This window comes from Brevundimonas sp. Br13, from assembly GCF_055391505.1.
In genome coordinates this window covers 2128598-2149997 of the sequence record NZ_AP044008.1, presented here as the reverse complement: position 1 = coordinate 2149997, position 21400 = coordinate 2128598, and the positions used below count along the sequence as shown (strand labels likewise).

At 66.3% G+C, this 21400-nt stretch carries 31 protein-coding genes; 6 read left to right on the top strand and 25 right to left on the bottom strand.

Features of this window, described 5'->3' with window-relative positions; translation table 11 throughout:
• Positions 1–18: 18 nt before the first annotated feature.
• On the top strand, positions 19–1065 hold the full coding sequence (locus ACZ5M6_RS10620; protein WP_336967014.1) for a GGDEF domain-containing protein: 1047 nt from the start codon (positions 19–21) through the stop codon (positions 1063–1065).
• Between the two features lie 38 nt (positions 1066–1103).
• Positions 1104–1853, top strand: coding sequence for a lysophospholipid acyltransferase family protein (locus tag ACZ5M6_RS10615; protein WP_464158526.1), 750 nt, complete (start codon positions 1104–1106; stop codon positions 1851–1853).
• Here ACZ5M6_RS10615 and ACZ5M6_RS10610 read toward each other — a convergent pair.
• From ACZ5M6_RS10610 to ACZ5M6_RS10555, 12 genes are all read right to left on the bottom strand, one after another.
• Positions 1850–2488, bottom strand: coding sequence for an RNA polymerase sigma factor (locus tag ACZ5M6_RS10610; protein ID WP_201462603.1), 639 nt, complete (start codon positions 2486–2488; stop codon positions 1850–1852). The two genes, ACZ5M6_RS10615 and ACZ5M6_RS10610, sit on opposite strands and share 4 nt — an antisense overlap.
• A gap of 263 nt (positions 2489–2751) precedes the next feature.
• Positions 2752–3069, bottom strand: coding sequence for a hypothetical protein (locus ACZ5M6_RS10605; protein ID WP_182713598.1), 318 nt, complete (start codon positions 3067–3069; stop codon positions 2752–2754).
• Positions 3066–3320, bottom strand: a complete 255-nt coding sequence (locus ACZ5M6_RS10600) for a hypothetical protein (protein ID WP_182713599.1) — start codon at positions 3318–3320, stop codon at positions 3066–3068. The genes ACZ5M6_RS10605 and ACZ5M6_RS10600 overlap by 4 nt, the downstream gene beginning before the upstream one ends.
• 8 nt (positions 3321–3328) lie before the next feature.
• Positions 3329–3679: a hypothetical protein gene (locus tag ACZ5M6_RS10595; protein ID WP_182713600.1), complete on the bottom strand. Its 351-nt coding sequence runs from the start codon at positions 3677–3679 to the stop codon at positions 3329–3331.
• A 21-nt stretch (positions 3680–3700) separates the two neighbouring features.
• Positions 3701–4084: a hypothetical protein gene (locus ACZ5M6_RS10590; protein ID WP_054765741.1), complete on the bottom strand. Its 384-nt coding sequence runs from the start codon at positions 4082–4084 to the stop codon at positions 3701–3703.
• 34 nt (positions 4085–4118) lie between these two features.
• Positions 4119–4352, bottom strand: coding sequence for a RebB family R body protein (locus ACZ5M6_RS10585; RefSeq protein WP_054765740.1), 234 nt, complete (start codon positions 4350–4352; stop codon positions 4119–4121).
• A gap of 19 nt (positions 4353–4371) precedes the next feature.
• The gene (locus tag ACZ5M6_RS10580) at positions 4372–4707 is read right to left on the bottom strand and encodes a RebB family R body protein (RefSeq protein ID WP_464158523.1); all 336 of its coding nucleotides are present in this window, start codon (positions 4705–4707) and stop codon (positions 4372–4374) included.
• A gap of 3 nt (positions 4708–4710) precedes the next feature.
• Positions 4711–4938, bottom strand: a complete 228-nt coding sequence (locus ACZ5M6_RS10575; RefSeq protein WP_054765738.1) for a RebB family R body protein — start codon at positions 4936–4938, stop codon at positions 4711–4713.
• Between the two features lie 24 nt (positions 4939–4962).
• Positions 4963–5289 (bottom strand): hypothetical protein, encoded by a 327-nt coding sequence (locus tag ACZ5M6_RS10570; RefSeq protein WP_054765737.1) that lies wholly within the window; start codon positions 5287–5289, stop codon positions 4963–4965.
• The gene (locus ACZ5M6_RS10565; RefSeq protein WP_054765736.1) at positions 5286–5651 is read right to left on the bottom strand and encodes a RebB family R body protein; all 366 of its coding nucleotides are present in this window, start codon (positions 5649–5651) and stop codon (positions 5286–5288) included. Before ACZ5M6_RS10565 ends, ACZ5M6_RS10570 begins: the two co-directional genes overlap by 4 nt.
• Before the next feature lie 103 nt (positions 5652–5754).
• Positions 5755–6078: a RebB family R body protein gene (locus ACZ5M6_RS10560; protein WP_152950248.1), complete on the bottom strand. Its 324-nt coding sequence runs from the start codon at positions 6076–6078 to the stop codon at positions 5755–5757.
• A 35-nt stretch (positions 6079–6113) separates the two neighbouring features.
• Positions 6114–6452 carry a RebB family R body protein gene (locus tag ACZ5M6_RS10555; protein WP_054765734.1) on the bottom strand — a complete coding sequence of 113 codons (339 nt, stop codon included), beginning with the start codon at positions 6450–6452 and terminating at the stop codon, positions 6114–6116.
• Between the two features lie 292 nt (positions 6453–6744).
• Here ACZ5M6_RS10555 and ACZ5M6_RS10550 point away from each other — a divergent pair, with 292 nt between their 5' ends.
• Complete coding sequence (locus ACZ5M6_RS10550; protein ID WP_152950246.1) at positions 6745–7353, top strand: hypothetical protein; 609 nt, start codon at positions 6745–6747, stop codon at positions 7351–7353.
• A 39-nt stretch (positions 7354–7392) separates the two neighbouring features.
• Here ACZ5M6_RS10550 and recO read toward each other — a convergent pair whose 3' ends face one another.
• Genes recO through ACZ5M6_RS10535 form a run of 3 tightly spaced genes read right to left on the bottom strand, consistent with a single transcriptional unit; the run spans position 7393 to position 9261 of the window.
• Positions 7393–8124 carry a DNA repair protein RecO gene (gene recO / locus ACZ5M6_RS10545; RefSeq protein ID WP_054765732.1) on the bottom strand — a complete coding sequence of 244 codons (732 nt, stop codon included), beginning with the start codon at positions 8122–8124 and terminating at the stop codon, positions 7393–7395.
• On the bottom strand, positions 8124–8633 hold the full coding sequence (locus ACZ5M6_RS10540) for a nuclear transport factor 2 family protein (RefSeq protein ID WP_464158520.1): 510 nt from the start codon (positions 8631–8633) through the stop codon (positions 8124–8126). Before ACZ5M6_RS10540 ends, recO begins: the two co-directional genes overlap by 1 nt.
• Positions 8634–8655: 22 nt before the next feature.
• The gene (locus ACZ5M6_RS10535) at positions 8656–9261 is read right to left on the bottom strand and encodes a flavodoxin family protein (protein ID WP_054765731.1); all 606 of its coding nucleotides are present in this window, start codon (positions 9259–9261) and stop codon (positions 8656–8658) included.
• A 185-nt stretch (positions 9262–9446) separates the two neighbouring features.
• Here ACZ5M6_RS10535 and ACZ5M6_RS10530 point away from each other — a divergent pair, with 185 nt between their 5' ends.
• Positions 9447–10958: an acetyl-CoA hydrolase/transferase family protein gene (locus ACZ5M6_RS10530; protein WP_464158518.1), complete on the top strand. Its 1512-nt coding sequence runs from the start codon at positions 9447–9449 to the stop codon at positions 10956–10958.
• 113 nt (positions 10959–11071) lie between these two features.
• Here the strand turns inward: ACZ5M6_RS10530 and ACZ5M6_RS10525 are convergent, their stop codons facing one another.
• From ACZ5M6_RS10525 to folK, 10 genes are all read right to left on the bottom strand, one after another.
• Complete coding sequence (locus ACZ5M6_RS10525) at positions 11072–12307, bottom strand: serine hydrolase domain-containing protein (protein WP_464158515.1); 1236 nt, start codon at positions 12305–12307, stop codon at positions 11072–11074.
• A gap of 15 nt (positions 12308–12322) precedes the next feature.
• Positions 12323–13270, bottom strand: coding sequence for a GTPase Era (era, locus tag ACZ5M6_RS10520; RefSeq protein ID WP_054765728.1), 948 nt, complete (start codon positions 13268–13270; stop codon positions 12323–12325).
• Complete coding sequence (rnc, locus tag ACZ5M6_RS10515) at positions 13267–13977, bottom strand: ribonuclease III (protein ID WP_054765727.1); 711 nt, start codon at positions 13975–13977, stop codon at positions 13267–13269. Before rnc ends, era begins: the two co-directional genes overlap by 4 nt.
• Positions 13977–14690, bottom strand: coding sequence for a signal peptidase I (lepB, locus tag ACZ5M6_RS10510; RefSeq protein WP_224764416.1), 714 nt, complete (start codon positions 14688–14690; stop codon positions 13977–13979). The genes rnc and lepB overlap by 1 nt, the downstream gene beginning before the upstream one ends.
• A gap of 349 nt (positions 14691–15039) precedes the next feature.
• A complete protein-coding gene (acpS, locus tag ACZ5M6_RS10505; protein WP_333895676.1) occupies positions 15040–15441 on the bottom strand; it encodes a holo-ACP synthase in 402 nt (133 codons plus the stop codon).
• Positions 15438–16178 (bottom strand): pyridoxine 5'-phosphate synthase, encoded by a 741-nt coding sequence (locus tag ACZ5M6_RS10500; protein ID WP_444572652.1) that lies wholly within the window; start codon positions 16176–16178, stop codon positions 15438–15440. Before ACZ5M6_RS10500 ends, acpS begins: the two co-directional genes overlap by 4 nt.
• A 40-nt stretch (positions 16179–16218) precedes the next feature.
• The gene (pyrE, locus tag ACZ5M6_RS10495) at positions 16219–16803 is read right to left on the bottom strand and encodes an orotate phosphoribosyltransferase (RefSeq protein WP_228185672.1); all 585 of its coding nucleotides are present in this window, start codon (positions 16801–16803) and stop codon (positions 16219–16221) included.
• Positions 16804–16842: 39 nt separating this feature from the next.
• Complete coding sequence (locus ACZ5M6_RS10490; RefSeq protein WP_054765723.1) at positions 16843–19023, bottom strand: RelA/SpoT family protein; 2181 nt, start codon at positions 19021–19023, stop codon at positions 16843–16845.
• 98 nt (positions 19024–19121) lie between these two features.
• The gene (rpoZ, locus tag ACZ5M6_RS10485; protein ID WP_054765722.1) at positions 19122–19481 is read right to left on the bottom strand and encodes a DNA-directed RNA polymerase subunit omega; all 360 of its coding nucleotides are present in this window, start codon (positions 19479–19481) and stop codon (positions 19122–19124) included.
• 84 nt (positions 19482–19565) lie between these two features.
• Complete coding sequence (gene folK, locus ACZ5M6_RS10480) at positions 19566–20114, bottom strand: 2-amino-4-hydroxy-6-hydroxymethyldihydropteridine diphosphokinase (RefSeq protein WP_224761548.1); 549 nt, start codon at positions 20112–20114, stop codon at positions 19566–19568.
• 25 nt (positions 20115–20139) lie between these two features.
• Between folK and ACZ5M6_RS10475 the strand changes: the two genes are divergently transcribed.
• Positions 20140–20682: a LabA-like NYN domain-containing protein gene (locus ACZ5M6_RS10475; RefSeq protein WP_152950228.1), complete on the top strand. Its 543-nt coding sequence runs from the start codon at positions 20140–20142 to the stop codon at positions 20680–20682.
• Positions 20679–21317, top strand: a complete 639-nt coding sequence (locus tag ACZ5M6_RS10470; protein WP_054765720.1) for a uracil-DNA glycosylase — start codon at positions 20679–20681, stop codon at positions 21315–21317. The genes ACZ5M6_RS10475 and ACZ5M6_RS10470 overlap by 4 nt, the downstream gene beginning before the upstream one ends.
• Positions 21318–21400: the final 83 nt, after the last annotated feature.

The window sequence follows — 21400 nt, the reverse complement described above, 5'->3', positions numbered from 1 at the left end:
AGGGGGTTGGAGCGTAGAATGACGGCCGAGCTGGAGACGACGGTCAGAGGGCCTCAGGCTTACGCCTTCGCGCACCATGTCATCGACGAGATGGAAAAGGCCGGCGTCTGGCCGACCCGACTGAACTTCGAGCTCTGGCTTCATTACCTTGACGACCGCGAGAGCCCGCTCGCCTGCGAGATCGACCGGCTCCTGGCCGCGTCGGCAATCATATCGGACGAGGTGTCCGAGCGGCTCGCCGCAGAATTCCTGCCGCGCGGCCGCTTGTCGGAGCAGATTCGCGACGCCGGCGCCGTGCTGGACCGGGAACTGGCCAGCGTCGCCAACGCCATCGCCAAGGCCCATAAGACCCAGGCGGACTATGGCGACACCCTGGCGGATGCGTCCAACACTATTGAAGCCGCCGGCGCCGCCTCGCCGCTGAAAGCGCTGGTCAGCGGCCTGTCGACGGCGACCAAACGCGCGCGGCGCGAAACCGCCGTGCTGGAAAAGCGACTGGAGACCTCCAACAAGGAAATCGCGCGACTGCGCGAGCATCTGGAAGAGGTCCGGCGCGAAGCGATGACCGACGCCCTGACCAGCCTGGCCAACCGCAAGGCCTTCGACGAGCGGTTGGAACAGTCCTGTGCGTCTGGCGATGCGCCGCTGATCCTGGCGATCATCGACATCGACCACTTCAAACGGTTCAACGACACTTGGGGCCATCAGACGGGCGACCAGGTTTTGCGCTATGTCTCGACCGTCCTGTCTCGCTTCAGCGGCGGAAATCGCTTCGTCGCCCGCTTCGGCGGTGAAGAGTTCGCCATCCTTTTCCCCGGCGAGGGTGCGGGGACGGTTCTGGCGGCGCTGGAGACCATCCGCGAAGAGGTTGCGTCCCGAGCCTTGCGGCGTCGCTCGACCAACGACGATCTGGGCAAGGTGACGCTTTCGGCCGGCTTTGCCGACTATCGGCCGGGAGAAAGCCCCGCCGCCCTTCTGGAGCGCGCGGACGCGGCGCTTTACGCCTCCAAGCGCGGGGGTCGCAATCGCGTCACGCGGGCGCCCGCCCTCGAAAACGCGGCTTGAGGGCATGACATCGCGGCCAGCTGCGCAATAATCGATCCATGCGCAGCTTTTCATTCAACGTCGCCTACTGGATTCTCTCGATCGCCTATGGCTTGGCCGCCGCCTTCGCGGCGCTTGCCCCCGGGCGGGGCCCGACTGGCTGGGTCATCCGCCGCTACGTCCGACGCATGGTGCAGGCCATGGCCCTCTTCGCCGGCATCCGCCTGGACGTGCGGGGCAAGGAACGGCTGCCTGAGGGCGCCTTCATCATCGCCTCCAAACACCAGAGCTGGGGCGACGGCTTCGCGACCTATGATCAGTTCGACGATCTGGCTTTCGTCACCGGCGACCACCTGGAAAAATTTCCCCTGCTCGGCGGCGTTCTGAAAAAGCTGGGGGCGATCGTGGTCAACAGCTGCGGCGGCCACGAAGCGCGTCAGGCGCTCGCAACCCGCGCCGCCCAAGCCAGGGCTGAAAACCGCAAGATCCTGATCTATCCTGAAGGTCACCTCGCCCCGGTCGGACAGAAATACCGCTATCGCTCAGGTGTCTGGCATATGCATCGCGACTTCGACATGCCGGTCGTGCCGCTGGCCACCAACCTCGGCCTCTTCTGGCCCGAAGAGAAGTACGAGAAGCATCCAGGCACGGCCACGCTCGAGTTTCTGGACCCCATTCCAGTCGGCCTGGACAAGGACGAATTCCTGGCGCGCCTGGAAGCCGTGATCGAAGCGCGCACGGCCGAGCTGGTGGCAGAGGCCACAGGCGCCCCCCTGTCGCCGGCGGTGCTGGTCGATCCGCCCGTCTAGAGGTCCAGCAACAGGCGCAGACGGTTCTTGGCGAGTTGTCGTCGTTTTCGAACCAGTTCGCGACTGATGTTCAGATGGGCGGCGATCCGATCATCCCCCCAATCGTCCAGGTGAAGCCGCAAGGGTTCGACCAGTGCGGCCGGCAGGGCGTTCATGGCCTTGTCCCAGGCGGCGTCTCGCTCTTGTTGCGAGAGGGCTTCTTCCGGCGACGGGGCCGCCTTGACCCAGGCCGCCGCAGTCGGCTGCGGCAGATCGGCGTCCTCTGTCTGGATGGGGATGCGATTGGCGTTCTGACGATGCAGATCCATACAGGTGTTGTGCAGGATGCGCACCAGCCAGGCTCGAGGATTCTCCACCGGTTGCCGCTGAAAAGCCTGGGCGGCCCGCACCATGGCGGCGCTCAGCGCATCCTCGGCGTCGGCGCGATTTCCGCCGGACAGACGAAGACTTCTCTGCCGTAGGGCTGTCTGATGCGCCATCCAGATGGCCCAGAACCGATCCATGGAGGCCGGCCGCTCCAGGGATCGAGCGATGACCTCCGTCGGCGTCAGCGGCGAAGCGGCGCGCCGCTCTCCGGCCGCCCTGGCCAGAACATCGACCGGCGAAGGCTGGGCCGGCTTTATACCCCGACGCAAGCCTCGTTCGGTTCGGGCCGGCGACCTGGCGATCTGTTCGATCTCCGGGGTTTCCTTTTCTGGAAACAGGCGGACAACATTCATCTTCCCGACCCCTCTGTCCCATCGGGCTGAAGTCGGCCGCCGACGCGCTGATCCGACCTTGGCGGAGAAGCGCCGCCCGCCGTCTATGCGACGTCCGCCCCATCACCCCCGCGAATACAACTTAAACGGGTTTCCTCGGATTTTGTGAAGCGTGCGATCCGAATTCGAGGGAAATCAGATCAGCTGTGCGTCGCCTCGGCCGATAGAGCCGCGCCCTCTTCTGCCTCGGCCGCGCGCGCCAGCATCGCGCAGATGGCGAGATCCAGCTGTCGCGTCACCTCCTGCGCAATGATCGCCCGTAAGGTATCGACGATCTCGCGACTCACCTGGGCGGACGGCCCAAGCGCGGCGCGACGCATCTCCTCCGGCATGGCCGCCAAGCGCTGGTCCGCAACGGCCTTCCTCAACTGTTCGCGTTGATCGGCGAAACTGTCGACGACCTGGTGCTTCTGCGCCGACACAGCGTCATACAGATGCTGGCCCGCCCCTTCTGTCACGAGGTCTTGTCCTTACCGGCGGCGGGCAGGCCCAGGGCGCGCTCGACCTGTCCCTTCAGCTGGTTGATCATCTCCTCGCTGAACTTGGCCACCTGACCGGCCGCTGGATCTTGCAGCTTCAGAAGATCCGGCAGCTGAGCGCTGGCCAGGTTGAACATTTCGATCACCATCTGTTGCGCCGCCAGAACAATGGGATCGCGCGCCGGCGCCGGGGCGGCGCCCGGCTCGACGCCGGCGTCATCGTTCGTCATGGGGCGCCTCAGTCCTTGTCGGCGGACGCCGGGACGAAGGTGGTCTTGGCGACCAGTTCGCCGTCCTCAATATCGGTCAGCAGGCCCTTGGCCTTGACCATCAGCTTGGCGGCCCATGAGGCGTAGGGGTCGTCGAGAAGCGGCTCCTGCATCTGATAGAGGATGGCCACGACCGTTTCCGACGCGCGGCGCAGGTCCAGGTAGCGTTCCTGGCTGGCGGCGAAGGACGGTCGCAACAAGCCGTCGCCGGCCTCCTCGCTCCAGTCTTCCATTGCGCGCTGCGTCTCCCATTCCAGGGCTTCCGCTTCCTGAATCACGGCCTGGGCGTCGCTCTTTGCGGACAGGGTCAGTCGGCTCACGATAGTCTCCTTTGTATGGCTTCAGTTCTTGGGGAAGCTCTCGACGGCCTTGGTGACGGACTCCGCCGCCAGACCGGCTGCGATGGGGGCGGCGAACGCGCTGACCAGGGCCATGGCATAGGCGACCAGCGCCGGTTCGTTCAGGCCGCCGGAGGCCAGCATCATCGCCATCGCCTTGCCTTGGACGGTGGTGCTGATCGACATCACATTGCGCTGGTAATCGGCCGCGTCCTGAACCGCCAAGGCTGCGGCTTGGGTCGCCTTGTCATAGGCTATGGCCCCGCCGGCAGAGACGCGGCTGGCGCTGGACGGCGTGCCGGCGTCCAGGGGCGCAAAGCCCATGGCCCAGTTGGTCGAGGTCTGGACGGCGTCCTTGATCTGGCTGTTGACGGCGGGTTCGCTCACGGCGCGGCTGCTTTCGTTTCAGGAGGGCCCGGCGCTATTTGTGCGCGGCGTTCATGATCATGGTGACGGCGCTTGAGGTGACGGCGTTGCCGATCTGCTGCAGCCCGCCCTGCGCCTGCTGAGCGTTCTGCATGGCCAGGGAAATGGAGTGAGCCATGCTCTGATAGACCAGGGCCATGGACTGGGCGGGCGCCTCGCCCAGCACCTTGACGTTGGTCTGGGTGACGGCGTCGGTGACCTGAGAATTGACGGGCGTATCGGCGGCCATGGTTCAGATCCTGACAAATCTAGAGTTTCAGCATTTTCAGAGCGGCGAGCAGCATCACGGCGGTTTCCAGCGTGTTCGAAGCCGGCGGGCGCGCCGCAACGCGAGCGGTGGCCGCCGCCGAGACGAGGCCGCCCATCTCATAGACCTGCATCACCCCCTGGTTGGTCGCCGCCTGGGCGCAGATGGAGGCCTGGCGTTGGGCCTGAACCGCGTTCTGGAAGACGATGGCCGTCGAATGGGCGGCGCTCTGGTAGATCGACCCCATGGCCACCGTCGACGCAGAGCCCAGAACCATCATGTTCTGTTGCGTCACCGCATCGGTGATCCGGCTGTTGACGGCGGGCGAATAGGCCATGACTCAGGCCACCGGGATTTCGAGAATCTTGGCGATCAGGGCGCCGACCGCCGCATTGTTGATCTGCTGCATGCCGCCCTGGGCCTGGCTGGCGTTCTCCACCGACAGGCTGGTGGCGTGGGCCACCGCCTGAACGGCGATCGCGACAGCCTCCGCCGGACCTTCGCCCAGAACCTTGACGTTGGTTTGGGTCACGGCATCGGTGATCTGCGCATTGACGGTGTCGGTCATAAGCCTTCCCCCTCTTTCAGATGCTCAGGTGACCACGGGCGCGCCGTACATGGGCGACGGCGCCTGAGCATGGGTCTGCGAAACGGCGCGGACGCCCATGTCCGCCGCGCGCGCGGCGCGCATCGGCTGCATCTCGGCCAGGCTGGTCGCCAGCTGTCGCAGTTGCAGGGTCGACAGTTCGGCCGCGTGTTGGCTGGACGCCGCCAGGCGCGCGGCGAAGGCGTCGGCCGAGGCCATGATGGTGATCAGGCTGGCGTTGCAGACCCCCGCCCCGCCGCACAGCACCAGAAGGTCATCCCGACAGGCGGCCGAACCCCGCAGGTCCGGCGATCGCGTCTCCTCCTGCGTCATTCGAACGGCTCCTCTCGACGCGGATTGATGTCTGGCCAGGGCACGAAGGACGGCTTGTCCATCAGGGCGTTGACGCAGTTCATCGTCGCCACCATGCCCAGGATGTTGGTCGTCTGCTGATGGGCCACAGCGTTGTGGTACATCAGCCCGCTGGCCTGATTGGCGGCGACAAGGCTCTGCATCGCCGCAAAGCTGGGGCCCGAGCCGATGACCGTCAGCAAGGTGCTGGCCACCGAATCGGCGATCGGCGCGGTGGCCGGATTGCGGCTGAGCTCCAGGGCGAGCTTGAGGATGTCCTCATAGTCGCCGAGGTTGGGCGAGCCCTTGTCGGCGCCGCCGCTCTTGTTGCTGGCCTCGGACACGTCGTCCTCCCAAGGGTGGCGCGGCGGGCGCCGGGGCCCGACCGCAACGATGGCGGATTACGACAGTCGACGCTCGCCGGCCGCGTCGCCCGTCGGCCGGTCCTCAGACCTGGGTGGCGCGCAGGGCCGTGAGCAGCGACAGCAGATTGTCGGGGGTGTCCGACTGGCTGATCTTGCTGGCCGCCACGGCGCCGGCCATGGTGTCCACGCTGTAGATCTGGATCACGCCCTGGTTGGTCGCGGCCTGTCCGGCGATCGCCAGCTGCTGCTGCGAGGAGGCGGCGTTCTCGTAGAGAATGCCGGTCGAGTGGGCGAGCGACTGGTAGATCGCGCCCATGGCCATGGCCGGGGCGTCGCCCAGAACCTTGACGTTGGCCTGGGTGACGGCGTCGGTGATCATGCCGTTGACGGGAGTGGGAAGCGCCATGTCTCAAATCCTTCTTTCAGTGCGAGGGTGAAGCGTCAGGAGACGCCGGCGCCGGGGCCGACGGCGCGCAGGGCGGTCAGCAGGGACAGCATATTGTCGGGGGTGTCGGACTGGGCGATCTTCGAGGTCGCCACGGCCCCGGCCATGGTGTCCACGCTGTAGATCTGGATGACGCCCTGGTTGGTGGCGGCCTGCGCCGCGATCGCCAGCTGCTGCTGCGACGAAGCGGCGTTTTCGTACAGAATGCCCGTGGAATGGGCCAGCGACTGGTAGATCGCGCCCATGGCCATGGCCGGGGCGTCGCCCAGGACCTTCACATTGGCCTGGGTTACAGCGTCGGTGATCTGACCGTTCACCGGAGTTGGAATAGCCATCAGTTCTCTCCTTACCCGTTGGATCGAGGCCCGTTTTGAGGAAGGTCGCCTCGCCCCGCTGAAGCGCGACCTCACGGACTTGACGGTCGAGCGGCCAACTCGTGAACCACCTTTGGTTGATTTCTCCATCGCTCGGCGCGCCTGCTGAAAATGCGCGTTCAAGTTTCACAAGACGCCGTCGGCCACGTCGGGTGTGCGGGACGCCACCGCTCGCGTCGCAGTCTTTCGGGGCGCGGCTCTGACGCGGGAGTGGTGGGCCAGACCGTGCAATCGGGACCGGGAGCATCCCATCATGTCGAGAGCGCTCAACCTGTTGTTGCTCGGTCGTATGGTCGAAGGCCGTTCGGTCCGTCCCTCAGCCACCGCGCCCTTCTCCGGCGTCGCCCGACCGGCGAGCGCCAATGCGGAAGCGACACCTATGCCGATCTCCACCGCCAACTTCATGGATCTGGTCACCCAATGGGCCAGCGCCAACGTCAATCGAATCCGCCTGGTCTGGCCGCTCGCCGGCGGTTGGGAGGCCTGGGCCCAGGCCGAAATCGCCGGCCACATCAACGCCAATGTCCAGGACGCCTGGATCGAGCGCGAAGCCTATGTCTATCCCGACCGGGCGCGCGCCGACTTCCTGGTCAACAACCCTTTCGAAAACCCGTCCTCGGACGAGATCGTGGTCGAGATGAAGTGCGAGTCGCTCCGCAACTGGGCCGGCTTCATCGACGGCCTGCGGTACGACACCTGGAAGCTGAACGGTCCGATGCGGCTGGGGCTGGGGGGCGCCAGGAAGATCTCGCTCGGCCTGTTTTTCTCTCCGGAATCGGAAGAGCAGCTGGCCATGCTGACCGGATATGAGATCCGCTACACGCCCCATCGCGAGATCGGCATCGCCTTCCTCGTCGCCTGAACCACGTCAAGCCTGGGATCTGGAGCGACGCTCCAGATCCTACAGCCGGCCCGCCTCGCCCAGCTTGTCCAGCATCCACACCCGCGCCGGCGGCAGGGGCCGGTTCTGCGGGTGGAAGACGAACTGCTCCAGGAAATGCCCGGTCAGGTCGAAGCCCGCCTTGACGTCCCCCTCGTCCACGCCGGCCTGGGCGCCGAGCATGAAGGGCGGCAGGGCCAGCATCTTGTCGGCATAGGGGGCGCCGGCCGCGCGGCTGACGGCGCGGCCTGTGCGGGGGCTGACATAGATCAGGTCGTCAGTGACGCCGGTCGCCGCGCATTTCGAAAGATCCAGCCCGAAGCCCAGATCCTCCAGCAGCCCTGCCTCGAACCGCACGAAGACCGCCGGCCAGACCTCGGGCCAGGCGAAGGCCGCCATCAGCGCCTCAAAGGCCAGAAAAACGCCCGGATGCGGCTCGCGCTCCGGCAGGGCGCCCTGGGCCACCCCCGCCGCCGCCGCCAGGCCGGTCAGGGCCAGGGCGTCGTCGAACAGGGCGCTCGGCCCCTCGCCCACCGGCTCCAGCCGCGCCGCGCCCAAGTGATCCGAGGTTCGGGCCCGATAGTCGGCCACGACACGCGCCCCCGCTTGCAGAAACGGCCGCATCTTCCGCGACGCCCCGCCCGCCACATAGGCCGCGCGGCGCCCATGGGTCTCGGTCAGCAGATCGACCACGGCGCCGGTGTCGCCGTGGCTCCGCGCCGACAGGACGAAGGCCTCTTCGTGGAAATCCATCAGTCGGCGGCGTCGGACTTGATCAGGGCGACCACGGCGCGCGCGCGGTCGTTCGGCACGGTGAAACTGAGCACATATTGCTCGATCTTCCACACGCCTTCCGGCCCGCTCCGCCGCAGCAGGCCGGATCCCCGCAGGGCGCCGTAGCCGTCATTGTCCAGCTTCTCGTCGAACCAGGCGACGTCGCCGGAGACGATCAGAGTGCGGTCAGAGGGGCGATAGGTCCAACCCTGGCCGCGGGCGAACAGCGGCTCGGCATAGGCTTTGAACGCGGCGATATCCCAATGTTCCGACGCGTCAGTGCCGACGAATCGCGCGGTGTCGCTGAACTGGGCGAAATAGGTTTCGCCGTCCGCGTCTGCCGCCGCCTGATGCATCCGGTCCAGGGTCGCCGCCGCCGCGTCCGCCTCCCGTTGGGCGGTCGCGCGGACCTCATTGGTCCGCACTGACGACCCGGTCGTCGGCGGCGCGGCTTGAAGGGCGAGAACGGCGAACAGGGCGATGATCATGCCGCCCGTTCTAGTCCTGTTCTCAGCTTTCGGGAACGGGGTAGGTGTCGGGCCTCAGAACACGGGCCAGGGCCAGAAGATTGCGCGCGGCGTTTCGGCCAACCCGATCGGAATAGTCATGGCCCTGATCCGTCTCGACATAGTCGGGACCGGCGCCCGGCCCCAGGTGCCAGTAGGTCCAGCTCTGCGCCGGCATGGTGAAGCCCATGTCGATCAGGGCCTGGGACACGGTGGCGACGATATGGTGCGCGCCGTCCTCATTGCCGGTGATGACGATGCCGCCCACCTTGCCGAAGGCGACGGGCCGGCCGCTGTCGTCCGTTTCCCCGAACAGGGCATCCATCCGCTCCAGGGCCCTCATACAGACGCTCGACATCTGGCCGACCCAGGTCGGGGTGGCGAAGACGACGATGTCGGCCGCCATAATCTTGGCGTGAACCGAGGGCCAGTCGTCGCCTTCGCCCTCGTCCGTCCTCACGCCCGGCTTGAGGTTCAGATCCACCAGCCGGACCAGCTCGACCTCGGCGCCGCCCTTTTCCAGCTCCGCGATCACCACCCGGGCGAGGGCCTCGGTGCTGGACGTCTGGGGCGAAGGTTTCAGGGTGCAGTTCAGAACGAGCGCTCTCATGGGGATCCTTTCCGTCGTTTTCTGGCAAACCGGCGGGGCCTTGAGGCGTTCCATCGAGGCGTGGCGGGTTTGACGAAGATCAGGGACGCCTGGGCCGATCTAGACCAAGGTCGAATGGATCGCCTTCAAGGCGCCGCCTAACCGAGACGCTGAAGGCCCTCCCCGGCCGCAACCCTGAAGAGTTCATGTCGCGCATCCGTTGTTCGTCCCTGCGTTCCAAGCTTATGTCGGCCGAAGACGCCGCCGCCCTGATCCCGGCCGGATCGACCGTCGGCATGAGCGGCTTCACCGGCTCCGGCTATCCCAAGCTTGTCCCGCCGGCCCTGGCCCGGCGGATCGAGGCGGCGCATGACGCGGGCTCCCCCTTCCGGCTGAACCTGTGGACCGGCGCCTCGACCGGACCCGAGCTGGACGGCGCCCTGGCCAAGGCCGACGGCATCGAACGCCGCCTGCCCTACAACTCCGACCCCATCGCCCGCGAGAAGATCAACTCCGGCCAGATGGACTATCTGGACATGCACCTCAGCCACCTCGCCCCCATGGTCTGGCAAGGCGTGCTGGGCAGCCTCGACACGGCCGTGATCGAGGTTTCGGCGGTCAAGGAGGACGGCTCCCTGGTCCCCTCATCCTCGATCGGCAACAACAAGACCTGGCTGGACCGGGCCGAGCGGGTGATCCTCGAAGTCAACGCCTGGCAGGATGCCGCCCTGGAGGGGATGCACGACATCTATTACGGCACCGCCCTGCCGCCCAATCGGGTGCCCATCCCCCTGACCCGGCCCGACCAGCTGATCGGCCAGCCGACCCTGCGCTGCGACCCGGACAAGATCGTCGCCATCGTCGAGACGGAGGCGCCGGACCGCAACCTGCCCTTCGCCGCTCCGGACGCCAACGCCCGCGCCATCGCCGGTCACCTGATCGAATTCCTCAAGCATGAGGTGAAGGTCGGCCGCCTGCCCGCCGCCCTGCTCCCGCTCCAGTCGGGCGTCGGAAATGTCGCCAACGCCGTCCTGGCGGGCCTGATGGACAGTCCGTTCGAGCGGATGGCCGCCTATACGGAGGTCATCCAGGACGGCATGCTGGACCTGCTGGACGCCGGAAAGCTGACCGTCGCCTCCGCCACCGCCTTCTCCCTCAGCCCTGAGGCGGCGGCCGATCTCAACAGCCGGATGGAGCAGTTCCGCGGCAAGATCATCCTGCGCCCCCAGGAAATCTCCAACCACCCCGAGCTGATCCGCCGCCTGGGCTGTATCGCCATGAACGGCCTGATCGAGGCCGACATCTACGGCAACGTCAACTCGACCCAGGTCATGGGCTCGCGCATCCAGAACGGCATCGGCGGTTCGGGCGACTTTTCGCGCAACGCCTTCATCTCGTGTTTTGTGACCCCCTCGACGGCCAAGGGCGGCGCCATCTCGGCCATCGTCCCCATGGCCAGCCATGTCGATCACATCACCCAGGACGTCCAGGTCATCGTCACCGAACAGGGCCTGGCCGATCTGCGCGGCCTGTCGCCGAAACAGCGCGCCCGGCTGATCATCGCCCAGTGCGCCCACCCCAGATACCGCGACGGACTGACCGACTATTTCGAGCGCGCGCTGAAGGGCTCCTACGGTCTCCAGTCGCCGCATCTGCTGAACGAGGCCCTGTCCTGGCATCAGCGCTATATCGACACTGGGTCCATGCTTCCGGCCTGAGGAAGCGGGTCGGATCACTTCCGTCCGCTCCTGAATACGGCGGCGCAAGCCTTTGCGCCCCGCGCCGGTCCGTTTGACGGGAGCGGACGCTTTTAGGACGGCCTCAGATGAGGCTAGCGGTGCAGGGTCGTGGGGAAGTCACGGCCCAGGGCTTCGGCCATCGCCTGCTGGCTGATCAGGAAGACCTGATCCCGAAGGTGATAGTTGTTCGACAGCACGATCACCGTCACATCGGCGTCGGGTTGGTACAGCATCAGGTTGCGGAATCCGCCCCAGCTGCCGGTGTGGTAGATTTGGCGATCCTGGAAGCTTGGCCGAACCTGATCGCCCAGCCGGTTCGCGAAAATCCCGTAGCCCCAGTCGCGGCGTGGATGGCCCCGCTCCATCGGCGTATCGGCAGGGGCGTGGTCGGCGAGCATCTGCTGATAGCTGGACGGCTTCAGCAGACCGCCGCGGTGCAACGCCCTCTGCCAGACCAGCAGATCGTCCAGCGTCGAATAGACCGCCCCCGCCCCCGCGACGATGGAGGTGTTGGCGTTCGGCTGGGCCGCCAGCCCGCCGGGGAAGTTGGCGTACCCCATAATCAGCCCATGGTCGCCGCCGTCCAGGTCCAGCCCGCTGTCCTTCATGCCCAGGGGGCCGAAGAAGGTGTCGTGCATATAGGCTTCATACGGCCGTCCGCTGGCCTTCTCGACAATCGCCGCCGCCAGGTTGAAGCCTGCATTGTCGTACCGGACCTTGGTCCCTGGCGTGAACTGCAGGCCGAACCGCTTCGAATCCTCGGTCAGCTCGTCCAGGGTCGCCGGAGTCGTGCGCCTCATGCCCCAGCCCGGCCGCGCCATCAGGTCCGGTATGCCCGAGGTGTGCGACAGCAGGTGGCTGATCCGCACCGGCTCCCACGCCTTGGGACAGGGCTGGATCCATTTGCAGACGGGGTCCGAGACGCTCAGCCGTCCCTCGCCCTGCAGATGCAGAATAGCCGCCGCCGTGAACTGTTTGGAGATCGAGGCCAGCCGGAACCGCGAGTCCAGTTTCAGCGCCTGGTCCTGCCCATAGTTCGCCTTGCCGTAGACCTGACGGAACAGAACCCGGTCGCCCCTGGCTACCAGGACCCCTCCCATGAACCGACCGGCGGCAGCCTCGCGATCCAGCCGCGCGGCCAGCCGAGGCAGGTCCTCGACCACGACCAGCGGCGGGCGCGGCGGCGTATCGGGCGCAGCGGCGGCGCGCGCTGCGTCGCTGACGGGCCTTACCGCTGTGGAGAATCCGGCCCAGACGGCGCCGCCGAGGATCAGCGCCCCCAGGACGCCCAGAACGAGCCGGGGATGCCCCCCCGGGGTACGCGGCACTTCAAACACGGGCGCTCAGACGTCGAAATCCAGACCGAACTGGGCGTAGAGCGCCCGCGAATCCTGCCACTTCGGATCGACCTTCACCGTCAGGAACAGGTGGACCTGGCGGCCCAGAATCTCGTTCAGCTCCTCACGCGCCTTCTGGCCGATCCATTTCAGGGTCTGGCCGCCCTTGCCCAAAACGATGGGGCGCTGGCTCTCGCGCTCGACATAGATGGTCTGTTCGATGCGGGCCGAGCCGTCGGCCCGCTCCTCGAAACTGGTCGTCTCCACCGCCGCCGAATAGGGCAGTTCCTCATGGACCCGCAGATAGACCTTCTCGCGCGTGATCTCGGCCGCCAGAACCCGCACCGGCACGTCCGCCGCCTGGTCCTCGGGATAGAGCCACGGCCCCTTGGGCATGGACCGCGCCAGCCTTTGCTTCAGGTCCTCGACCCCGTCGCCGTTGGCGGCGGAGATCATATAGACCTCCTCATAGACGCCGCTCTCGAAGAGCTTCTGCGACAGGCCCAGCAGGGTGTCGCGCCGCATGCCGTCGATCTTGTTCAGGGCCAGGATGACCTTGGTTCCGGTCGCCTTGAGATTGGCGATGATGGTCTCGGTGTCCTCGGCCGAGCGCCGATCCGCCGCCGTGCCTTCGCGACCTTCGGCGTTGATGTGGGACTGGGCGTCGATCAGATGCACCACCACGTCCGCATCCTCGGCGCCGCCCCAGGCCGAGGCGACCATGGCCCGATCCAGACGTCGGCGCGGGGTGAAGATGCCGGGGGTGTCCACCAGCACGATCTGGGCGTCGCCTTCCATGGCGATGCCGCGCACCGGGAACCGCGTGGTCTGCACCTTCTGGGTGACGATGGAGACCTTGGACCCGGTCAGCCGGTTGACCAGCGTGGACTTGCCCGCGTTCGGGGCGCCGATGATGGCGGCGAAGCCCGCCCGCTGGTTTTCAATATCGGTCAAATGACGCCTTCACGTTTCAAAAGGGCCGTTGCGGCCGCCTTCTCCGCCTCCTGACGCGAACGCCCCTGCGCGGTCAAGGGCTCCACGCCTTCAACGGACACCTCGACGGTGAAAGTCGGTGCATGATCCGAACCCGTCCGATCTGCGATGCGATAGGTCGGCAGGGGCCGACCCAGCCCCTGGGCCCATTCCTGCAAGGCCGACTTGGGATTGGTCACGGTTCGCGACGGGGGCGCTGCAAATTCCGACGCCCAAGCCTTGTCGAACACCGTCCGGGCCGCCTCGAGACCGCCGTCCAGATAGACGGCCGCCAGAATGGCCTCGACCGCATCGGCGATGACCCCGGCCTTGCGGCGGCCGCCCGTCTTGGTCTCGCCCGGCGAGAGCCGCATCGCCGGGCCGACGCCCAGGGCTTCGCCCACACGGGCGCAGGCGGTCTTGTCGACCAGGGCGTGCAGGCTGGACGACAGCTGCCCTTCGTCCGCGGTCGGATAATCCCGCGACAGCTTGTCCGCCACCAGCAGGCCCAGAACCCGGTCGCCCAGGAACTCCAGCCGCTCGTTGTGCTTGGGCCCATGGACGCCGACCGGCGCGCCCTCGCCCACGCTGGCGTGGGTCAGGGCGCGATCCAGCAGGGCCTTGTCCCGGAAATGATGGCCGAGCTGCGCCTCAAGCGCCGCGACCGCCTCGGCCCGCGTATTCGCCATCAGTGCAGAACGTCGAAGAACCGATCGAGCCGCACATTGCCCCAGGTCCAGGGCTTGAACAGCGAGGCGCCCGGCTTCCACGAGAACAGGATGATCTGCGCCTTGCCGACCAGGTTCTCGGCCGGGACCATGCCCACGCCGCTGGACTGTTCGACGCGGCTGTCGATCGAGTTGTCGCGGTTGTCGCCCATCATGAAATAGTGACCGGCCGGCACCTCATAGACGGGGGTGTCGTCCAGATCGTTGCCCGGGCCGAAGTCCTGGGTCATGAAGCTCTTGCCGTTGGGCAGGGTCTCGCGAACCTCGGTGACGGGGCGCGGGCCGAAGATGTCGTTGATCTCCTGCTGGCTGACCACGACGTCCTGAACAGGTTTATCGTTGATATACAGCTTGTTGGCGATCATCTGGATCCGATCGCCCGGCAAGCCGATCACGCGCTTGATGAAGTCGGTCTTGTCGTCGCGCGGCAGTTTGAACACGACGATGTCGCCCCGCTTGGGCGCCGACCCCAAGATCCTGCCGTCGAACAGCGGCGGGCTGAACGGGATCGAATGTCTCGAATAGCCGTAGGACCATTTCGACACGACGATATAGTCGCCCTCATACAGGTTCGGCTCCATCGAGGCCGATGGAATGGTGAAGGGCTGGAACAGGAAGATCCGCAGCACCATGGCGATCAGCAGGGCGAAGACGACCGTCTTGACGATTTCCATCGTCTCGTCCCCGGCCCCGCCGCCCTGTTTGGCCTTGGAAGACTTGTCCGCCTTGTGCGCCGCAGGCGCCGGCGCGTCCTCGAAGGGGGCGTCGCCGTCGTCGCTCCAAACCGGCCGCTTCGCGGCGACCGGCGCCGCCGAAGTCGTCGAGGTCATCGGCTCGACAGGCGCCTCCACAGGCTTCTCCGCCTTGTCGCCCTCAGTCCAGACATAGACGTCGCCCGCCGAGGCCGCACCCGCAGCATCGCTCGTGTTCACGTCGTCGCCCTGCGGCTTTTGATCTTCGCTCATGCGATCAAGCATCCCCTTGCCGCGTCCTCGCGGTCGTCCAGTGACGGGTATATCGCGATTACGACAGCGGCAAGGCTTCGATCACCACGAAGGCGAGCGCATAGGGGTGTTCGTCGCTCAGGGTCAGGTGAATCTTCGCCTCGTGCCCGGCCGGGGTCAGCCGCGCCAGGTGATCGGCCGCGTGGCCGGTCAGGGCCAGGGTCGGCTGCCCGGACCTCAGGTTCACCACCCCCATGTCGCGCCAATAGACATCCGCCCTCATGCCGGTGCCCAGGGCCTTGGCGCAGGCCTCCTTGGCCGCGAACCGCTTGGCGTAGCTCCAGGCCGGGTCCGGCTTCCGATCCGACCGCGTCCGTTCGATATCGGTGAAACAGCGCTGTTTGAACCGCTCGCCGAACCGGTCGAGCGAGGCCTGGATACGCCGGATGTCCGACAGGTCCGCGCCGACGCCGATGATCACTTCGCCGAATCCATAGCCGCCCGCATGCGCCGGATCGCTGTATCCAGGCCCACAAATATGGATTCGCCGATCAGGAAATGGCCGATGTTCAGCTCCCGAATCTCGGGAATGGCCAACATCCTTGGGGCGGTCTCATAGTCGAGCCCGTGACCGGCGTGGACCTCCAGCCCCAGGATGTCGGCCTGGGCGGCGGCGGCGGCCAGCCGCTCGAACTCGACCTCCCGCTCGCCGGGATCGGTCAGGTGGCAATAGCGGCCGGTGTGAAACTCCACCACCTGAGCGCCGACCGCCGCGGCGGCCTCGACCTGAGCCTCGGACGGTTCGATGAACAGCGAGACCCGTATCCCAGCTTCCGTCAGGGCCTGAGCGACAGGCTTGATCCGCGCCTCCTGTCCCGCCACCGCCAAGCCGCCTTCCGTCGTCACCTCCTCGCGCCGCTCGGGTACAAGGCAGGCGGCGTGGGGGCGGTGGCGCAGGGCGATGCTCAGCATCTCGTCGGTCACGGCCATTTCGAAGTTCAGCGGCTTGCCGGCGCGCGCGCAGAGCGCGCTCAGCACGCCGATGTCGGCATCCGTAATGTGGCGCCGATCCTCGCGCAGGTGGGCGGTGATGCCGTCCGCCCCCGCCGTCAAGGCCGTCTCCGCCGCGCGGACCGGATCCGGATGGGCGCCGCCGCGGGCGTTCCGAACCGTCGCGACATGATCAATATTGACGCCCAGCCTCACCCGTTCGCGCATCTTCAGCTCCTCGCCGACCCCGACGTCGCTTCGCCGGACATTACTTCGAAAGTCTGCGGCTGCCGGGGTCTTCGACCGGCACGGCCGCCAGTTCCGGCGGCAGGGCGTCGGCGGGATAGGCCGGCACCTCCAGCGACGCCAGGGCGATCAGGGGCACGCCCACATCGGCCTTTCCGCCTGACCGGTCCACGATACAGGCCGCAGCGACCACCTCGCCTCCCGCCGCCTGGATGGCGGCGATGCATTCGCGCGACGACAGGCCGGTGGTGACGATATCCTCCACCATCACAACCTTCTGGCCCGGCTCGACCGAAAACCCGCGCCTCAGCTTGAACTGGCCGCCTTCGCGCTCGACATACATCGACGGGACGCCCAGGTGACGCGCCGTCTCATAGCCGGGAATGATCCCGCCCACGGCCGGCGAAATGGCCACATCCACCGGCCCGACCGTCGCGACGATCTTGTCCGCCAAAGCCTTGCACAGCCGCTCGCAGCGGTCCGTCTGCATGAAGACCAGGTTCTTCTGCAGAAAGACCGGGCTGTGCAGACCGGAGGACAGGACGAAATGGCCTTCGCGCAGGGCGCCGGCGTCGCGAAACTCGTTGAGGACGTCTTGGGTGTTCATGCGGGGGGTCTTAGCGCCTCGCCCCGTCCGGCGAAAGACTCAGCCGCGCCCGCGATCGACGTTGTCGACCGAAGGATTGGCCCGCAGAGCCGCCATGATGGTGGTGGCGTGTTTGGCGTCCTCCACCTCCACATCAATCGTCACGTCAAAGAAGTCCTGCTGGCGATAGGCCATCGACAGATTGATGATGTTGCCGCCCGCCTCGCCGATCAGGGTGGTCACCTGTCCCAGCACGCCCGGCGCATTGCGGATGGTGGCGTTCAACCGGACCGCGGCGACGGCGTCCGTCTCGGCCTGGGGCGTCCATTGCAGATCGTGCCAGACCGAATCGTCATCGGCGAAGGCCGCCAGGGCTTGACAGTCGATGGTATGGACGGTGAGCCCGGTCTCCGGCTCAAGAATGCCCACGATGCGATCGCCGGGCACCGGGGTGCAGCAACGGCCGAAATGGACGCTGACGCCGGGCGTGAGCCCGCCGCCGCGAACGAACAGCCGGGCCGTGTCGCCTTCGATCCTCTGTTTTTCCGGCCCGGCCTTCAACCGCCCCTTCAAGGACGGGAACAGGGTCTCGGCCACGGTCGTGGGCGAGAACCGACCGCGGCCCAGATTTTCGAACACATCGTCGTCCGAGGCGACCGCCAGGGTTTCCAGAACCGGCTTTAGCGAGACGTCAGCCAGAGACTTCTCCACCCGGGCCAGCGTCTGCTCCAGCGCCACACGGCCCAGCTTGATGAACTCTTCACGCTCGGAGGTTCGGATATGACGACGAATGGCGGAACGGGCCCGCCCGGTCACCGTCAGACTACGCCAGTCCGCCGGCACCTCCCGCTTGGCCCCGCGAATGATCTCGACCACGTCGCCGTTCTGCAAGGGCGTCCGCATCGGCTTGAGCTCGCCGTTGACCTTTACCCCGACGGCCGTGTCGCCGACCTCTGTGTGAACCGCATAGGCGAAGTCCAGCGGCATGCCGCCCCGCGGCAGGGTCACCAGCCGGCCCTTGGGCGTAAAAACGAAGACCTGATCCAGGTACATTTCGAGCTTGGCGTGCTCGACCCAGTCCTCTCCGCCCTCGCCGTGTTCGATCACCTGAACCAGGTGGCGCAGGTTCTGCAAGGGATCGCGGCCGCCTCCCGTCGCCATGGCTTCATGATCGAAACCGTAGGAATGGTTCTTGTAGCGCCAGTGGGCCGCCACCCCGTCCTCGGCGACGCGGTCCATAGCCTCGGTGCGGAGCTGCATTTCGATTCGCAAGCCGCGCGGCCCCACGACCGTGGTGTGCAGCGAGCGGTAGTTGTTCGACTTGGGCGTGGAGATGAAGTCCTTGAACCGTTCCGGCACCATCGGCCAGGCCCGGTGGATCACGCCCAGCGCGCGGTAACAGTCGTCCTCCGCCTCCAGAATGACGCGGAATCCATAGATGTCGGAGAGGGACGAAAACCCGACGGACTTGCGTTGCAGCTTGCGCCAGATGGAATAGGGCGTCTTCTGCCGACCGAAAACCCGAGCCGGCACCCCGGCTTCCGACAGCACCCGCTCCACCTCGTCCGACACGCCCTCGATGGCGTGACCATGCTCCAGCTTCAACGCCTCAAGCCGACGTTCGATGGCCGTCTTGGCCGTCGGATTCAGATGGGTGAAGGCCAGTTCTTCCAACTCGGAAGCAATGGAGTGAATGCCGATCGACCGCCCCAGGGGTGCATAGACCTCAAGCGTCTCGCGGCTGATGCGCTCACGCTTCTCCGGCTTGACGTACTGAAGGGTCCGCATGTTGTGCAGGCGGTCCGCCAGCTTGACCAACAGGACCCGCACGTCCCGGCTGATCGCAAGAATGAATTTGCGGAGGTTTTCGGCCTGGCGCGTATGCTCGGCCTGAAGCTCAAGCCGGCTCAGCTTGGTCACGCCCTCAACCAGGACGGCCACCTCTTCCCCGAACATCTGGGCGATGTCTTCGCGTGTGGCCGAGGTGTCCTCGACGACGTCATGCAGCAGGGCCGTGACGATCGTCGCCGTGTCCAGCCGATAGTCGGTCAATATGCCCGCGACCTGGATCGGATGGGCGAAATAGGGATCGCCTGAAGCCCGCAGCTGCGAGCCGTGCATCTTCATCGCATAAACATAGGCGCGATTGAGAAGCGCCTCGTCAGCGGTCGGATCATAAGCCTTGACGGCCTCGATCAGTTCGAACTGACGCAGGATCGGCGCGCGCTTGAGCGGCGCCATGTCTTTCGCCGGCTCGATTTTGTCTGCAGCTTGGGGCGCCGGCGGAACCGTCTCGGTCCGCGCCGGCAGGATAGTGACGCCTGGGGCTCCCTCGGGCGTCAGTAGCGCTCCTCCTGACCGCCGTCCCGGTCGCTTTGCAGGGCGCGGATCAGCTCGGCCTCGGCCATGTTCATGTGCTGCGGCTCGGCCAGCAGGGCGACGGTTTCCGCCTCGTCCTCGGCCTCCGTGCGCTCATCGACGCGTTGCAGCGTCGTGATGATGGTCTCGCGCAGTTCATCGGGCGCCACCGTGTCATCGGCGATCTCGCGCAGGGCGACCACGGGGTTCTTGTCATTGTCGCGGTCGATCGTCAGGGCGGCGCCGTTGGCGATGCTGCGGGCGCGGTGACCCGCCATCAGCACCAGACCAAAGCGGTTCGGAACCTTCTCGATGCAGTCTTCGACGGTGACGCGGGCCATGAAATTCCTCGAACGCGGGGGAGAACCGCGTCAAATACAGATATGGTCGCTGTTTTGCAACGCCAGAGCGGCGAAACTACGGCGTCAGATGGGATGAGCGTCCTTGCCGACCCCTGCGGCCCCGGCAAGGGCTGCGGCGTCGCCGCCGGCGGGATGCACCCAGTCCGGCGCAATCTCCGCAATCGGCCCCATGACGAATCTGCGCTCGGCCGCCCTGGGATGCGGCAGGATCAGGCCGTTCAGGTCGCCGATCAGTCGCCCGTAGGCGATCAGGTCCAGATCCAAGGTGCGCGGCGCGTTGCGCGCCGACCGACGCCGCCCGAAGGCGTCTTCGATCCGGCCCAGGGCCGCCATCAGATCATGGGGATCATGGGCGGTGCTCACGATCACGACGCCGTTCAGGAACGGCGGATCCTGCGGATCGGGCCATGCCAGCGACGACCACCAGGACGACCGGGCGATGATGTCGATCCCTTCCGTGCGAAACCGCGCCAGAGCCGCCTCCAGGGCCTCGCGGCAAGACGACCAGGCCCCCTTGTCATTACAGCCCAGCGCCACGATGACTGCGGCGTTCAGGTCGAGTGCGGCGTCGATTCTCGTATCGACCGGCGCCCCTCGCCTTTCGTCCCTCATTTCATCTCTTTCGACGGCCTCGACCATGTTTCATCCCACCGACCGCCTGGCGATCTTCATCGACGGGTCCAACCTGTATTCCGCCGCACGCGCCTTGCAACACGATATGGACTTCCGGCGGATGCTGGACTGGTTTCGCGAGAAATCCATCCTGATCCGCGCCTACTATTACACCGCGGTGGTGGAGGGCGAAGAGTTCTCACCGGTAAAACCCCTGGTGGACTGGCTGGACTACAACGGCTTTTCCGTCGTCACCAAGCCGGTGAAGCGGTTCACGGACACGGCCGGCCATAGCCGGATCAAGGGCAATATGGACATGGAGATCGCGGTGGACATGCTGGAGCTGGCTCCGGCGCTGGATCATGTCGTGCTGTTTTCGGGCGACGGCGACTTCCGACGGCTGGTCCAGGCCGTCCAGGCCAAGGGCGTGCGGGTGACGGTCATCTCCACCCAGAAGACTCAGCCGCCCCACATCGCCGACGAACTGCGCCGTCAGGCGGACGCCTTCCTGGACCTGAACGATCTGATGGCCGACTTCGGCCGACCCAAGTCGGCGACGGCGCAATGAGCCTAACGCCCGAGCCGCCCCGCGACTGTCCGCTCTGCCCGCGACTGGTGGCCTATCGCCAGGAAAACGCCCGCCAGAATCCGGATTGGTGGAACGGCCCCGCCCCCTCCTTCGGCGACCCTCAGGCGCGGCTTCTGGTCGCCGGCCTGGCGCCGGGCCGCACCGGAGCCAACCGCACCGGCCGTCCATTCACGGGCGACCACGCCGGATGGCTGCTGTACGACACGCTGAAGAAGACCGGCTTCGCGACCGGAACCTATGAGCCGAACGGCGACGATGATCTGACCTTGGTCGATTGCATGATCACCAACGCCGTCCGCTGCGCCCCGCCCGGCAACAAGCCCCTGCCGGTCGAAGAGACGACCTGTCGTCCTTTCCTGATCGACCGACTTGCGCTTCTGCCCAATCTTAAGGTCATCATCACCCTGGGCGACGTCTCTCGCCGCAACATCCTCAAGGCGTTCGGCCGCCCCGCCTCGGCCATGCCGGCGGGGCATGGGGCCGAGGGCGAGGCCGGAGGCTATGTGATCCTGAACTCCTATCACTGCTCCCGATTGAACACGAACACGGGTCGCCTGACCCCGGACATGTTCGAAGCGGTGTTCAATCGCGCCCGGTCGATCATAGAAGCCTGACCGTGCTGTCGCGGAGGTGTCGCACCAATCCGGCAGGATCCAATTGAGGCGGAACTGAGGCCCCGCCGCTGCGTTCTCGAGGG

Coding starts and splice junctions, on each gene's coding strand:
- ACZ5M6_RS10575 (WP_054765738.1), bottom strand. CDS start 4,938: ATGACCGACACCGTCAATGCGCAGATCACCGATGCCGTGACCCAAACC.
- folK (WP_224761548.1), bottom strand. CDS start 20,114: ATGAGGGACGAAAGGCGAGGGGCGCCGGTCGATACGAGAATCGACGCC.
- ACZ5M6_RS10555 (WP_054765734.1), bottom strand. CDS start 6,452: ATGGCTATTCCAACTCCGGTGAACGGTCAGATCACCGACGCTGTAACC.
- ACZ5M6_RS10500 (WP_444572652.1), bottom strand. CDS start 16,178: ATGCGCGAACGGGTGAGGCTGGGCGTCAATATTGATCATGTCGCGACG.
- ACZ5M6_RS10470 (WP_054765720.1), top strand. CDS start 20,679: ATGAGCCTAACGCCCGAGCCGCCCCGCGACTGTCCGCTCTGCCCGCGA.
- ACZ5M6_RS10620 (WP_336967014.1), top strand. CDS start 19: ATGACGGCCGAGCTGGAGACGACGGTCAGAGGGCCTCAGGCTTACGCC.
- ACZ5M6_RS10580 (WP_464158523.1), bottom strand. CDS start 4,707: ATGGCCTATTCGCCCGCCGTCAACAGCCGGATCACCGATGCGGTGACG.
- ACZ5M6_RS10490 (WP_054765723.1), bottom strand. CDS start 19,023: ATGGCGCCGCTCAAGCGCGCGCCGATCCTGCGTCAGTTCGAACTGATC.
- ACZ5M6_RS10475 (WP_152950228.1), top strand. CDS start 20,140: ATGTTTCATCCCACCGACCGCCTGGCGATCTTCATCGACGGGTCCAAC.
- ACZ5M6_RS10550 (WP_152950246.1), top strand. CDS start 6,745: ATGTCGAGAGCGCTCAACCTGTTGTTGCTCGGTCGTATGGTCGAAGGC.
- ACZ5M6_RS10585 (WP_054765740.1), bottom strand. CDS start 4,352: ATGGCCGCCGATACGCCCGTCAATTCTCAGGTCACCGACGCCGTCACC.
- ACZ5M6_RS10530 (WP_464158518.1), top strand. CDS start 9,447: ATGTCGCGCATCCGTTGTTCGTCCCTGCGTTCCAAGCTTATGTCGGCC.
- ACZ5M6_RS10540 (WP_464158520.1), bottom strand. CDS start 8,633: ATGATCATCGCCCTGTTCGCCGTTCTCGCCCTTCAAGCCGCGCCGCCG.
- ACZ5M6_RS10600 (WP_182713599.1), bottom strand. CDS start 3,320: ATGACGAACGATGACGCCGGCGTCGAGCCGGGCGCCGCCCCGGCGCCG.
- rnc (WP_054765727.1), bottom strand. CDS start 13,977: ATGGCGAATACGCGGGCCGAGGCGGTCGCGGCGCTTGAGGCGCAGCTC.
- ACZ5M6_RS10560 (WP_152950248.1), bottom strand. CDS start 6,078: ATGGCGCTTCCCACTCCCGTCAACGGCATGATCACCGACGCCGTCACC.
- ACZ5M6_RS10535 (WP_054765731.1), bottom strand. CDS start 9,261: ATGAGAGCGCTCGTTCTGAACTGCACCCTGAAACCTTCGCCCCAGACG.
- rpoZ (WP_054765722.1), bottom strand. CDS start 19,481: ATGGCCCGCGTCACCGTCGAAGACTGCATCGAGAAGGTTCCGAACCGC.
- recO (WP_054765732.1), bottom strand. CDS start 8,124: ATGGATTTCCACGAAGAGGCCTTCGTCCTGTCGGCGCGGAGCCACGGC.
- ACZ5M6_RS10570 (WP_054765737.1), bottom strand. CDS start 5,289: ATGACGCAGGAGGAGACGCGATCGCCGGACCTGCGGGGTTCGGCCGCC.
- pyrE (WP_228185672.1), bottom strand. CDS start 16,803: ATGAACACCCAAGACGTCCTCAACGAGTTTCGCGACGCCGGCGCCCTG.
- ACZ5M6_RS10615 (WP_464158526.1), top strand. CDS start 1,104: ATGCGCAGCTTTTCATTCAACGTCGCCTACTGGATTCTCTCGATCGCC.
- lepB (WP_224764416.1), bottom strand. CDS start 14,690: ATGGAAATCGTCAAGACGGTCGTCTTCGCCCTGCTGATCGCCATGGTG.